This is a genomic window from Halodesulfovibrio sp. MK-HDV (genome assembly GCF_009914765.1).
GTDB lineage: Bacteria > Desulfobacterota > Desulfovibrionia > Desulfovibrionales > Desulfovibrionaceae > Halodesulfovibrio.
In genome coordinates this window covers 86,437-98,627 of the sequence record NZ_WYDS01000006.1, presented here as the reverse complement: position 1 = coordinate 98,627, position 12,191 = coordinate 86,437, and the positions used below count along the sequence as shown (strand labels likewise).

The 12,191-nt window shown below is 45.9% G+C and carries 16 protein-coding genes; 3 read left to right on the top strand and 13 right to left on the bottom strand.

What is annotated here, in order from left to right:
* Positions 1 to 2: 2 nt before the first annotated feature.
* The 8 genes from MKHDV_RS06350 to MKHDV_RS06315 form a co-directional block, all read right to left on the bottom strand.
* Entirely contained in the window at positions 3 to 1,937 is a 1,935-nt protein-coding gene (locus MKHDV_RS06350; RefSeq protein ID WP_160713428.1) for a phage terminase large subunit family protein, read from the bottom strand.
* Positions 1,930 to 2,379 carry a terminase small subunit gene (locus MKHDV_RS06345; protein WP_160713426.1) on the bottom strand — a complete coding sequence of 150 codons (450 nt, stop codon included), beginning with the start codon at positions 2,377 to 2,379 and terminating at the stop codon, positions 1,930 to 1,932. Before MKHDV_RS06345 ends, MKHDV_RS06350 begins: the two co-directional genes overlap by 8 nt.
* Positions 2,380 to 2,708: 329 nt before the next feature.
* On the bottom strand, positions 2,709 to 3,101 hold the full coding sequence (locus tag MKHDV_RS06340; RefSeq protein WP_216846870.1) for a Mor transcription activator family protein: 393 nt from the start codon (positions 3,099 to 3,101) through the stop codon (positions 2,709 to 2,711).
* Positions 3,101 to 3,403, bottom strand: a complete 303-nt coding sequence (locus MKHDV_RS06335; RefSeq protein ID WP_160713422.1) for a phage holin family protein — start codon at positions 3,401 to 3,403, stop codon at positions 3,101 to 3,103. The genes MKHDV_RS06340 and MKHDV_RS06335 overlap by 1 nt, the downstream gene beginning before the upstream one ends.
* On the bottom strand, positions 3,403 to 3,609 hold the full coding sequence (locus tag MKHDV_RS06330; protein WP_160713420.1) for a hypothetical protein: 207 nt from the start codon (positions 3,607 to 3,609) through the stop codon (positions 3,403 to 3,405). The genes MKHDV_RS06335 and MKHDV_RS06330 overlap by 1 nt, the downstream gene beginning before the upstream one ends.
* A gap of 1 nt (position 3,610) precedes the next feature.
* The gene (locus MKHDV_RS06325) at positions 3,611 to 4,222 is read right to left on the bottom strand and encodes a hypothetical protein (protein WP_160713418.1); all 612 of its coding nucleotides are present in this window, start codon (positions 4,220 to 4,222) and stop codon (positions 3,611 to 3,613) included.
* A 320-nt stretch (positions 4,223 to 4,542) separates the two neighbouring features.
* Positions 4,543 to 4,740 (bottom strand): helix-turn-helix domain-containing protein, encoded by a 198-nt coding sequence (locus tag MKHDV_RS06320; protein ID WP_160713416.1) that lies wholly within the window; start codon positions 4,738 to 4,740, stop codon positions 4,543 to 4,545.
* Positions 4,733 to 5,350, bottom strand: a complete 618-nt coding sequence (locus tag MKHDV_RS06315) for a tyrosine-type recombinase/integrase (RefSeq protein ID WP_160713414.1) — start codon at positions 5,348 to 5,350, stop codon at positions 4,733 to 4,735. Before MKHDV_RS06315 ends, MKHDV_RS06320 begins: the two co-directional genes overlap by 8 nt.
* A gap of 38 nt (positions 5,351 to 5,388) precedes the next feature.
* Here MKHDV_RS06315 and MKHDV_RS06310 point away from each other — a divergent pair, with 38 nt between their 5' ends.
* Positions 5,389 to 6,105, top strand: coding sequence for a hypothetical protein (locus MKHDV_RS06310; RefSeq protein WP_160713412.1), 717 nt, complete (start codon positions 5,389 to 5,391; stop codon positions 6,103 to 6,105).
* 1,076 nt (positions 6,106 to 7,181) lie between these two features.
* Here the strand turns inward: MKHDV_RS06310 and MKHDV_RS06300 are convergent.
* From MKHDV_RS06300 to MKHDV_RS06280, 5 genes are all read right to left on the bottom strand, one after another.
* A complete protein-coding gene (locus tag MKHDV_RS06300; RefSeq protein WP_160713408.1) occupies positions 7,182 to 7,673 on the bottom strand; it encodes a hypothetical protein in 492 nt (163 codons plus the stop codon).
* A gap of 1 nt (position 7,674) precedes the next feature.
* Positions 7,675 to 8,283, bottom strand: coding sequence for a DUF6475 domain-containing protein (locus MKHDV_RS06295; protein ID WP_160713406.1), 609 nt, complete (start codon positions 8,281 to 8,283; stop codon positions 7,675 to 7,677).
* A gap of 2 nt (positions 8,284 to 8,285) precedes the next feature.
* On the bottom strand, positions 8,286 to 9,281 hold the full coding sequence (locus MKHDV_RS06290) for a hypothetical protein (protein ID WP_160713404.1): 996 nt from the start codon (positions 9,279 to 9,281) through the stop codon (positions 8,286 to 8,288).
* Between the two features lie 140 nt (positions 9,282 to 9,421).
* Complete coding sequence (locus tag MKHDV_RS06285; protein WP_160713402.1) at positions 9,422 to 9,871, bottom strand: hypothetical protein; 450 nt, start codon at positions 9,869 to 9,871, stop codon at positions 9,422 to 9,424.
* A 104-nt stretch (positions 9,872 to 9,975) separates the two neighbouring features.
* A complete protein-coding gene (locus MKHDV_RS06280; protein ID WP_160713400.1) occupies positions 9,976 to 10,170 on the bottom strand; it encodes a helix-turn-helix transcriptional regulator in 195 nt (64 codons plus the stop codon).
* Between the two features lie 28 nt (positions 10,171 to 10,198).
* Between MKHDV_RS06280 and MKHDV_RS06275 the strand changes: the two genes are divergently transcribed.
* Together MKHDV_RS06275 and MKHDV_RS06270 are read left to right on the top strand one after the other, a co-directional pair.
* Complete coding sequence (locus MKHDV_RS06275) at positions 10,199 to 10,753, top strand: helix-turn-helix domain-containing protein (RefSeq protein WP_160713398.1); 555 nt, start codon at positions 10,199 to 10,201, stop codon at positions 10,751 to 10,753.
* A gap of 24 nt (positions 10,754 to 10,777) precedes the next feature.
* A complete protein-coding gene (locus MKHDV_RS06270; RefSeq protein ID WP_160713396.1) occupies positions 10,778 to 11,887 on the top strand; it encodes a type I restriction endonuclease in 1,110 nt (369 codons plus the stop codon).
* Positions 11,888 to 12,191: the final 304 nt, after the last annotated feature.

The window sequence follows — 12,191 nt, the reverse complement described above, 5'->3', positions numbered from 1 at the left end:
TTTTATCCTGATACAAAGCCGCTCCTTTTACGGGTTCGGCGTTTGCGCTTAGTTGTTGTTTTAACTTTACGCTGTTGTATCTCGGTTTCGTTTTCCGATTCCAGTGTGGTTTGAAACTCTTCAACTGATTTCAGCTCTGCGGCGCGCTTTTCGATTCGTTTCTGATAGCGGATAAGGGAAGGGTTCATAATATTCAACGCAGCATAGGCATAGTTACGACAATCAAGGGCTTCGTTACGCGGACGGATCTTCACCCATTCACGTTTTGGGAATCCCTTAATGTAGCGGGTAATGCACTTTTCTGCGGTAAGTTGTTCGAAATATGTATCCGGATAATGGTCGGGGAAATGGCAACTGCCCTTTGTGCCCACCTCTTTCTCCAAGCGGCGATACAGCAGCGTTTTACACTGATCTACGCCCACCATGTATAGATCAACAGGCCGCCCGCGCTTGCCGGATTTCTTTTTCTTAGCAGCAGAAACAATCGGCACCCCAACGCCGCCCTGTCCTTTGATGGCATAACGGCGAGAGCTTTTACGCTTGGCGCAATACTTATAGACCGATTGCGTGTTGTTACCGCCAGAGTCTATGCACGTTGCGAGAATAGAAAGCTCTACACCGGATTCATGCATAAACTTACAATCGCATAAGTCATCCAACGCATTCCATACGCTATGCTCTCCGAAGTCGTCAGGGTCGCCCGGAAGAACTGCATAAGCAATGGACCAACTTTCTTCATGCATCCCCCAGCCGACCAGCTCAAGCTCAAGACGATCTGGCTGAACATCTACGCCCACGGTAAGAACAACTACGCCTTGCGGACATTCTGCCGCGTATTCTTCCTTGCGGCTCATCAAAGTAGATTCGTTAATTGTCTCGCCGTCCTCTTCCCACGTTTCAGCAAGAGAGACGTTTACGAATGACTGCGAATCGCCCGCCGCTTTCTTATCTATGCATGACTGTGCAATCTGCGCCCACGTTCTCCACGGGCTGTACATCTCGTTCAAATGAAAAGAGGCATGCCCCATGAATGGCTTGGAGCCAATCCACACACCTTTTTGCAGCATCCCGTATTTGTACTTGTCCTCAATCCCAACGCCGCAGTGTTCACAGAAATACAAGGCGGTATGCGGTAGATGCGTTCCATCTTCGCCCTTCTCCCACTTAACCTGCCCCCATTGGAACCGCTGCAACTCGCCGCAATGCGGACACGGCACGTAAAAATATCTCTGATCCCCAGCTTCAAACGCCTTTTCGATTCGGGAGAAACCTTTGATTGTAGGAGTGCTGATCTCAAGCAACTTACTCAGATCGCCAAAGGTTGCGGAGCGCTGGTGAAGAAGCTGCACCGGATCGCCTTCTTCCGTCACGCTGTAGCCGTCCACTTCATCACATACGATAATTGGAGCAGATCGCCCGCGCATAGTGTTCGCAGATCCCGACCACGAGAACATGAGAAAGCCACCCGGGTACGACTTCATGAGCTGGTTGTTTACGCCGTCTCTGCTACGCGGTTTTGCAACCACTTCCGAAATTTGTTTGGTATCTGTCAGCAGCGGAGTAAGCTTTGTTTCCTGCCACGTTTTCAAGTCTGACTGCGTAGGCTGCATGAACATGACGGACATAGGATTCTGTCCGATATGGTAGCCCACCACGTTGTTGGCAATTTCAGTTTTGCCAACCTGTGCAGACCACATAAGCGAAACACGCCGAGTCCTGCGGTCACTCATACAATCCATCGGTTCACGTTGATACGGAGCGTTATCCGTTTTCCATTGTCCGGGTGTTGCATTGGCCGCACCAATGATTCTAAAATTATCGGCCCACTCTGAAATATTCATCCGCACTGGCGGCTTGAGCATCCTCATAGATTTTTTAAAAACCGACAGCACGCCTTGCCAGTTTGAAAGCGGATTTTCCTGCACTGCGCTACTCATCCACAGCATCCTCCAGCAGCTCTTGCTCACACAATCCGGAGAGCGCAGAATCTATTTCAGATTCAAGCAGCTCTTTAACTGAAACCACATCATCACAGGCCAGTACTCGCCCGCCCACACGGTCAGGAATGGACAGCATTGCTTGCCGAACTTCCACGAACGTAGTGGATAATGCCCGCTCTACTTCTTCCAGCGGGGCCACTTCACCGAGCAACTTAGCAACCTCAAGCCGATCACGTTGAACTTTGAGCCGCAGAGATTCCATTTCAAGATCTCCCTTCGTCATGCCGTCATCAAGCACAGTTGCACTTCGGTTAACTTCGCGCTGGGTGTTCCACTGGATGCACTCGGCAAGGTCAAACTGCCACGACTTGCCTAGTCCCCCTTCCTCGACAAAAGGCATCCCTTCACGAATACGAGCACGAAGAGTAGGAAGGCTCATAGAAAACACCTGCGCAAGCGTGTTCATGTCCACAAACTGCCGTATGAGAGTGCTCTCAATTTTCTGTTTTTTCTTTTTCTTATCCGCTGCCATTTCAAGACCTTAATCCGGTTATCCACAGGGTTCACACGTAAACAACAGAAAGCCGTTTCAAAACTCCACGCACAATGCGAAACTCGCGATAGCCATTCACCCACAGAGCACCCCCCTCGGGAAGAACCTATAAAGGGAAAGAACGTCCGTAATTGTCCCTCATTGATTCAAACCTTTTTGTTTTAGGGAAAGTTGTAGGTTTCTACCTTTCTCGGCTTCTGCACGCTTCTTGGCTCTTAATTCTGCGCCTTCAACCAACGATAATAGACCGTCTTCACAGACGACACAGACATACCCATTGCACGAGCTATTTCTAAATGCGTCAGCCCTTCACACCTCATCTGGATAATCTGCCTATTACGCTGCTGCTTAATCAGTCCCGAACATTTAGGAATGCTCAACGGTTCGCCCGCATACTCTGCCGCCAGCTCACGCGCTGCATCTTCCCCGATGGTCTGTATGAGCCAATGAGAAGCCCTCATACGGCTAGGCGCTGGCACGTATATATTCCGGCACTTGTCCTGCTGCTTGCCCCGCACCAGCTCCATTGTCTTCTCTATACCGATAACGTCCGCAATGGCCTGTGCTGTTGCTGGTAAAGTTGCTTGTTGCTGCATACCTACCCCCATCACTTTCTGAGTTTGATATTCTCGGCGAATTCACATGTTCTCTTGGATAAAATATCCAGAAGCTTGCCGCCGTTGTATCCTGCCAATCCGGTAGCCGCTGCCTTCTGATCCGGAGTAAGAAACGCCACATCTTGCAAAAACAGCGAAACCACAACGCCAGTAAAGGCAGCCACCAACATAGCCACCAGCGCGGCTCTAAAAGTGCAGTTGGTTCGCACCGCCCGAACAAGGCCGCCTAGTACCGAGATGACGATAGGGGGCAAAAGCCCCCATGCTTGCGCAAGCAGATCCTTTTCAGGCATCAGACACGCGCCTCTGCGGGTAAAGGGGAATTGCCTTCAGGAAGATCCGGAAGGTTGCGGAGCTGCAAAGTACGTCGCTGGAACTCATCAAGCCCCGGCACTTCATATCCAGCAGCAGAAAGGCGCACTGCGGACTCATAGGCTTTCATGCCAAGTCCAAGCCCTGCGGAGATCAAATTGATTGTGTCCTGTGTGTTCATAGCCATGCTATTTGTCCTCCTTACTGGTGAGTTGAAGCATCAGCCGTGCAGCGTCTTTCAATGCGTCCTGCGCACCTTCTCTCAGGCGATCATAATTATCCGGTTTCTCTTTGTACGCGGCGTAAATGTATGCGGCATCTCGATACAGAACGACTGCGCCCTTGGTTCTATTCAGAACGGGCGCGACCATCGTAGACATACGTTGCTTCAATTGCGGGCTAGTCGTTTTATCGTTGTACAATTGCAGATACTCGCCATGCAGGGACGCGTACTGCAACCGTAGCTCTTCCCCTGCTGCAAGTGCCTGTTGGTCTGGTGTTAGATTCTTGAACGCACATGCAGAAACCATAAGAGGCGTTAACAGCATGGACACAATCATCAAGTTAGCCTTTTGTTTTGGACTAACTTTCTTCACCTGAACTTTTGTATCTGCTTTTAATCGTCCATAAATTGCAAAAAATGACGCAACTACACCTCCAAGCGTTGCAAGTTGATTTATAAGTTCGGCTTTTGAGCTTTCATCAACTTCAATTCCAACTTGCATAAAAACAATACATAGGATTGAAACAACACAACCCCATACTGTTTTTGACTGCAATAATCCTTTAACTTCGTTCATAGAACATTCTCCAAACTAGTTAAGATAATAAAAAAGGCATGTACCAAAGTAAGTACATGCCATAATAGTAGTTATGCATAAAAAAAGCCTGTGCATACACATGTATACACAGACAACTAGTAAATTTAACTACAAAATATCAGATAATTTTTCTTGAGTAAGAAGCTCCAATCCGTTTTGCATAGAAGATAAGTAAATTTCTACGGAAATCTCACTATGTCCGCACCGCTTACAGATCCGATGCCGGACAATGTACTTTTCATCGGAGATATTCGAACGCGGCACATGCGTCTTGCCGCCACATGAAGGACATAACATGCTTACCCCCCTTCTATACCAGTAACGGCTCGTTCATTCATGAATGCAATCAAATCACCTTCATTCACGCGGTACACAGCTCGTTCGCCCTTGCTCATGTTTGCCGCTGGCAGCTCACCCGAAGCAATGGCAGCGCGTACCCATTTAGACGATACAGAAAGCCGCTCTGCAACTTCCTTTGTGCTCAAGTAATTAATCAAACATGCCTCCAAGCTCTGCAATAGCATTCTTGCGGTAGTGATCTCTAAACGTAATGTAGTGTGTGGTGCTCTTAGGATCTTTATGACCTAACGCTTGGCTCAGTTCCATAAACGGATCTATGTGTTCACCGCGCTGCCGCATAGCAATAAATTCGTCATACATCATATTGGCGAATGTCTTACGCAGTGTATGCGTTCCCACATTTTCGACAACGCCCACCCGCTGCATTGCCTCTATAAGAACCATCCGCGCCCGCTCGTAACTAATAGGCTTATTGGTATCACCCTGTGCTTTAAACAGATACGTTTCAGGACTCGCCCACACCATCGCCTTAACCTGCTCAAGAATCGCACTACGAGCCGCCGGAGCCAGATACACACTACGCGACTCATGCTTGCCTTTCATAAAACGGCGTTTCACTTGAATTGTATTACGAATACGCTTATTTACAACAACGTCTTTCACACGAAGCGACAGCATTTCTTTAATACGGAAACCTGCCAGTACGCCAAGCACAAAAAGGCACTTATCACGAATGTGGTAACGACCTTGAAAAGCACTGGAACACTGTAGTGTTTCTTCTTGTGTTAGTGGTCTACAGCCGGACATAACGACACACAATTAACCTATAAGCTAAAGTGACACATATGATCGATAAATTACTTCCAATTTTTGAAACAAACCCACAACTCTCAATCATCTCGAGGAATGTGGTTTTTGTGTCTTTTACGATTATCGTTATACACACTAGCTCCACTATCCTCCAACAGCCATTGCTTAGTCTTTTAGACAGCGAGCTTATAAAAACATTATTGTGCATTGTTCCAAGTCTCGTATTAGGATTTCTCTTTTTCATTTTAGCGTTTCTAACAATACATTTTTTTGGGTCATATTTTATTTCTGTCTGTGAATTGGAAGAAGAATCTGCCAATGCAATCAAAAAAGAATTCCCAAAAATTGATGAAATCGAAAGACTTGAACAAGAATATGCCCTCGAAAAACAAAATTTTGATTCAGAAAATTTGCGAGTTGATGACCAACTAAACTTAGCTAAAGAAGAACCTAGCAAAGACGAACTTGATGAAATAAATTCCAATTTATCTTCTTTAGAAGTTCAACTTAAACGATATACTGAAATTAAACGAAAGCTTGCCTGTGAAAAAAAGCTGCTTGAATACCATCGGAAATTTACTAGATATTCTCGTTTAAGGTTCATTGTTAGCTTCTGCATAACAAGCATAGTTATTAGCATTGCGATATCTGTATCTCTCCCTAATGCGTGGAATATATTTCTTTATTACTCTGGGGCAAAGCAAATTGTTGTACTTTCAACATTAAATGTCCCCTTGCCAATTCCCTCTTAACATAAAAAAGCTTAGTAGCCTTCTCTCAGATGCGATACCGCCCCTGAAAGGCGTTGGAGCACTGTTGTGCTTCTTCTTGTGTTAATGGTCTACAACCGGACATTTAATTCCTAATATAAGGGCAGTGACATGACAGCGCCTACAGCAGCGGAAGTGATAGACCCAACGAATTCAATAAAAAAAAGTGCGTCGTAATATCATATTTATATCTTTAATAAGCCTATCTGCCATAACCATCATTTCTGATTTACACTCAACCGGTGGAAGCCTAATTGCTTCTCCATTTTACTATTTACCTGACAACAGCATTTTCACATTTTGGTTTTCATATATTTTTAAATTTCACAGTATTTCACTGGTACTACTTTTACTATCTGCTTTGGCACTATTGATTCTCCGCTCAATCTTTGACTTTCTTTTTCATCCAAACTCACCAAGAGAAGTCCCTTTCCTCTTACATTTTCGTTTTTACACACTCATTGAACTTGAGGAACTCATCAGAAAGTTTCTTTCTCAACACCATTCTAAAGAGTATAGAGAATCTTTTTGGGCATTAGATCGCTATGACCCAACTTTTATAGAAAAAACTAGACGTCCCTATGTTATTAGTAAAAGACATAACACCCTCAATTCTAATGTAGATTCGTTGAATATATTATACAGCTTTCAACAATTGTTGCGGACAATATCTCCAACACGAGATGAGAATCTTATAAGCAACGTATCATCTAACATTTGTGAAACGATCGAAACTGAACTTAACATAAAATACACCTTGCTCGAAACCGGCAACTCTCAAATTGAGAGCCGTACATTTCCTAATAAAGAAGTAACCATTTCTAAGTCTTCTTACTCTTTACTTATAAAGAATCTATTCAGACTCTACCCTTTGCTTCACGATGAAATAAAAGTACAGAAAGACAACTCTCGTAAAGAAATTTGGACTCTAACCATGTGTTATGTTGAAGCCCTTGGAGGGACTTTCTTTGGTATTCTTACTTGCTTTCTTCTCATTTACGCTCTCACTCGCCTTATACTCTCACCATATCACCCCGTTTAACTCCTCCCAATCATTCTTATTTACCCAACACCCTCACCCACTCCCCATTCCTACCATGCTGTCCCATATCGAAATGGAACCAACTCATACCTTCGAAAGCTTCAATGCGCTGGATGTATTCAAACTCCGGCGCATTTTTATTTTTGCGAAGCTCTGCCCAGATCTCAGGCGGGGTTGTGTGTTTGAATTTGCAATCCATAGCGCGGAAAAACTTGTGCTCGGATAACTCTGCACCCTCTGGGCAATCCAAAGGCCGCCAACCGGAGTAGCGAAACACGTACGGAGCCTCATACCATTCCGACTCGTTGAACAGGTTCCAGTTGTTCACGCTGCATACTCCGTATCGCTCTCGCAGCCGATCCAGCGTTACAAGCACACGGTAGTCGAACAGGCGAAAGAGCTTATTCTTGTCCCTGCGGAACACATCCCGAATCGGAACCGTCAGCAGCTCCGGCGGTGGGATTAGTTCCTCAATTGCAAACCGCTTTGGCACGTAAGTACTTCCCATTCTAAGCTCCTATCGCCATGCTTTTAGCCATGCCGCCTGTTAACATCGTGATCTTAGCTCCCTGCCTTGCATTCCCTGCAACAAGCGCGGCTTGCGCCTTGGCAGTATCGCCCACAAGAGCAATTTGCTCTGTCCCATTTCGCCCAGGCAATGCACCCAAGTGCTCTACGTTCTGGTGCGTGAAGCTGACATAGCGTCGGCAAAAGTCTTTAGTGAACCACGTCAATTCGGACTCTCTCAGCGTAGAACACAGCCGCGCCCAGCCACCAAAACCACGCGCCACAACCGCCGCTGTTACAGGATCATCGAAAACAACCGCTTTAGAGCCACTGACTTCGACAATCGCCTGATAGACCTTTCCCGCCTCTACTTCGGCTCTATCTTCGACCTTGCCCTCAATGAACTCCAGAAGCTCCACAGGTCGCGGAAAGAAGCGGCATTTTGAAATGGCCTTATCTATCCCCTTCACCACGTCCTGCACAGGATACGGACTCAATGCACGGAAATAAATTTTCGGACGGAGTTCGTCAGCCTCGATCCCGAAAAACTGACAAAGCCCAAGAAATCGCTGTAAAAACATGTCTCGTTCGTCGATGTTTTCCCAATCCATGCCTACGCTCCCTTGCTCATCAAAGCTTTATACACGTCCTGATTATTTCTACTCACGGAGCCTGCCTTTTTAGCATTACCCTTGCCCTGTTTCGGCAGGTAATTGCCCTCTTGGACTTTGAGCATGTTGCCCACGTTCAGCAGCCAGTTGAACTGTGCAGTCCATTCGTTCACTTCGCCCATGAGATACGGGCAGGATGCTACGAGACGGAAATACTTTTCCCAGCCCTCGAGTGTGCGGAATTGAGAATCCGCCTTCATACGTGCTCGGATCATGCCCTTACGCTTACCATCAAGCTTAATCAGCTTCGGTAATGCTCTGCCTTCCGGCTGTTCATCCACGAGCACACGGTTGTACATTGCAGCTACGTCGTCGAAAAATTCGGCTTCTTCCTGCGCCTTGGTTTTACCCTTCACGGCTTCAGATTCAGAAATCGGTTCTGGTTCGGATTCGATATGCACACCAGAATCGGATTCCGATTCGTCAGGGCTTTTGACGTATGTATTATCTTCTCTCTGTTCTCTGCTCTCTGTTCTCTGATTAAGGGAAGCTTGCGTTAGCTCTTCCGCAAAGGTTTTAAGGAAGGCTTCCCGAAAGCCTTGCGAGAGTCCGTCTACCAACGACTTAACGCCAACAAGTATGTCTGTGCGAAGCTCACTTTCTGGCAGCTCCATGTATCCATAATGCCAGCTCTTAACCACGTTGGGACTCTCCGGCAGGTTGTACCGTAAGAAGTTGGGGAACCAAAAGAGCAGCTTCCCGTCGTGCTTAACAATCCCTTGCGTTAAGACTTCCTCAAAGCCTTTCGTGAAGGCTTCCAACTCCATACCAAGCTCACACGCCAGACCGGGAACATTTGCCCGTAACGCTCCAAGCTGAGTCAGATCCGGATGCGTAAGCATGAAGAAAACAATCAGCTTTGCATCGTTAGACAGGGCCATAAACTTTGCATCATTCCAAATGCACACAGATATTTTACGGTAACGCCGTTTAGTCATGAATTTACTCACTAAATTTGTTGCGTTGCGAGTTAATTTCTTGCGCACAGTGCTGCTTTGCGGCATAATGCACGGACTTAACCCCCAAGTTGAGTTTTTGTACAGAAGCACTCAGTGTGACAGCACTGGGTGCTTTTCTTTTACCCTTCCCGCTCCATCCTCACGGCGGTAACAGTCTCTTCAATTTCTGACTTCGCATGTTCTGCAAGCCGTTCAAGCTCTCGCAGATCCGCACCATTTCGAATTGCTTCGTGCAGTTCCATAAGCGGCGGGTAATCGTCTAAACACTCGCCCTCGATGCTGTCCTTATCCGGCTGCTTACAACTGTTCGGCGTTACGTGCATGTCTGCACCTTCTGCCATGTAGTTGAGAATGCCTTCTGCAAGCTCACGCTCTCCTCGTTGATCCAGTTCATAGGTCAACGTCCGGATTCTCTGGATAGGCGAACGCACACAGTCTTCCGAAAACTCTGGGTTTCGCACTTGCCGATATATTTGGTTGTGACCAACCTTCAAAATTCGTTCTAGCGCAGAAATACCAAGCACATCTTTTGACGCACTCATAAGTTCCCACGGCTCAAGCATAACCATAGACTCCACCTTTTCGATCTAATCAGTGAATATACACGCACACATTATCTGTGCACCTTTTGACACCAAATGTTATAGTGCGGTATCAATCCAATTCTTTGTCCCTAATACAAGTCAGGGCGTAAATTCTGCAAAGGGATGCCGAGCTTTACGTGATAACGTAAGGCTGCTTCGGCTCCGATATTACGCTCACCCTTACAATGCCGAAGAACTGCGGTCTTAGTGAGTCCACACTCCCTGCCAAGAGCGGCAAAAGTAAGCCCCTTTTCCTGCCGTAATTGTTCAATAACGTTTGTCATGCCGAGAAAGATACCACGAGGTTACACCATGAAGCAATCAAAAAAGTTAACACACGGTTACTCAAAGCCACTTAGTAAAGAACGTATGGTTAAATACGACCCAGAAAATGCCCAAGCATGGGCAGTTATTATGGATAAAATCCGTCAAGAGTATGCCGCTGGTAGCACTCAGCTTTCGATTGCCAAAAAACTTGGAGTAACGAAAGTTGCTGTGAGTCGCTGGCTTAGTGAAGATCGTGGGGGCGAACGCACTACCTTTGGTGATATGCTACGCTACGCCAAAGCACTTCACATTCCCTACGCTGAGTTAATGGGGGTTCCTCACAGCATACCACCACTTGAGATCACTTGCTTTGACAAAGCGTTAGCGACGGTTCTTAAACAAGCATCAGAAGACGCAGACCTATCTGTTTCAAATCTTGCGAAGAAAACCGGATTAACTGAATCTCAAATTAGCAATATATTCACTGCTCAAACTCCAATTACTGGAGCTGCTCTTCATAATATTTGCAGTGCTGTGGAAGTGGGCGCATCAATTTTATTCAAAAAAGCTGACAAGCTTATCCAAACTGAAACTAAATAGAAAACCCCAAGGGGGGACACATCAATGGATTTTGCAGATCACATCCAACGCTTCACAGATCGAGTGGAAAGCATGAGTGGCCATATTAATACTGAAGAAGCCGCTAAGAGTGCGCTTGTTATGCCATTTTTGCAGACGCTAGGATACGATGCCTTTGATCCACGCGTGGTTGTGCCAGAGTTTACTGCCGACATTGGTACAAAAAAAGGTGAAAAAGTAGACTACGCTATCGTCAAAGATGATAATCCAATTATGCTTATTGAATGCAAAAACATTGGTGATCCATTAGACGAAGGCAAAGCTGCTCAGCTCCACCGCTATTTTCACAATATTTCATCTGCAAGAGTTGGCATCTTAACTGATGGAGTCCGCTACAAATTCTTCTCTGATCTCGATAAGCCAAATGTCATGGACGAAAAACCTTTCATGGACATCGACTTCAACCACTTTGATGAGTCCCTGCTCGAAGATCTCAAAAAACTTACTAACGACAAGTTTGACGTAGACACTGCACTTTGTGCAGCACAAAACCTCAAATATACTCGTGAAATCAAAAAGCTTTTCAAGCAAGAATTAGCTGAACCTACAGACGCATTTATTAAACATTTTGCTTCTAAAGTGTACTCTGGCTCTATGCGCGCTAATGTTGTTGAAGACTTCAAAGAACGCGTAACCGCCGCTCTCGAAGGTCATATTAATGATGTAATTCAAGAACGTTTGCAGTCAGCAATGTTTGGTGGTGCAAAACCTGTTATCAACCAGCCTGCTGAACAACCAACTCAGCCAGAAGAAGCCACCTCTGCCCCTGCAGATGACGTTGAGCCAGCAGACTCTGATTCCGAAATTATAACCACTGAGGAAGAAATCGAAGGCTACCTCACTGTTAAAGCAATTTTATCTCAAGTAATCGCGCCAGAACGCGTTATCATGCGCGATCGAAAGTCCTACTGCGGCATTTTACTTGATGATAACAATCGCAAGCCACTTTGCAGATTACACTTTAATACTACACAAAAATACCTTGGCTTATTAGATGACGACAAAAATGAAACTCGCCACCCAATTGAGCAGCTTAACGAAATTTTCCAGTTTGCTGATCAATTAAAAGAGCGGGCACTCGCTTATGACGCATAACATTTCAATTTTCCTATAAGAATTTTGTCGTAGGATTATAGTCATACGACAAAGACCCCTAAGGTTGAAGTGGAATCTAGATCAATCTCCTTCTCCTTGCCCCCCCCGCTCCGGCGGGGGGGCTTTTTTTGTTCTTTCTCAATCTGCCACTTTCACTGTGGCATTATTTTTATCAAAAAAGTTACCGCGCGTTTACTTTTTTGTTGACATGGAAAGTTACCGTGCGCTAACCTTTCTTCACACCGAAAGAAAAAAGACCAAACGCAACGCGAGTATAGCACCGTTGTTAGTCCGTCACTTCTTG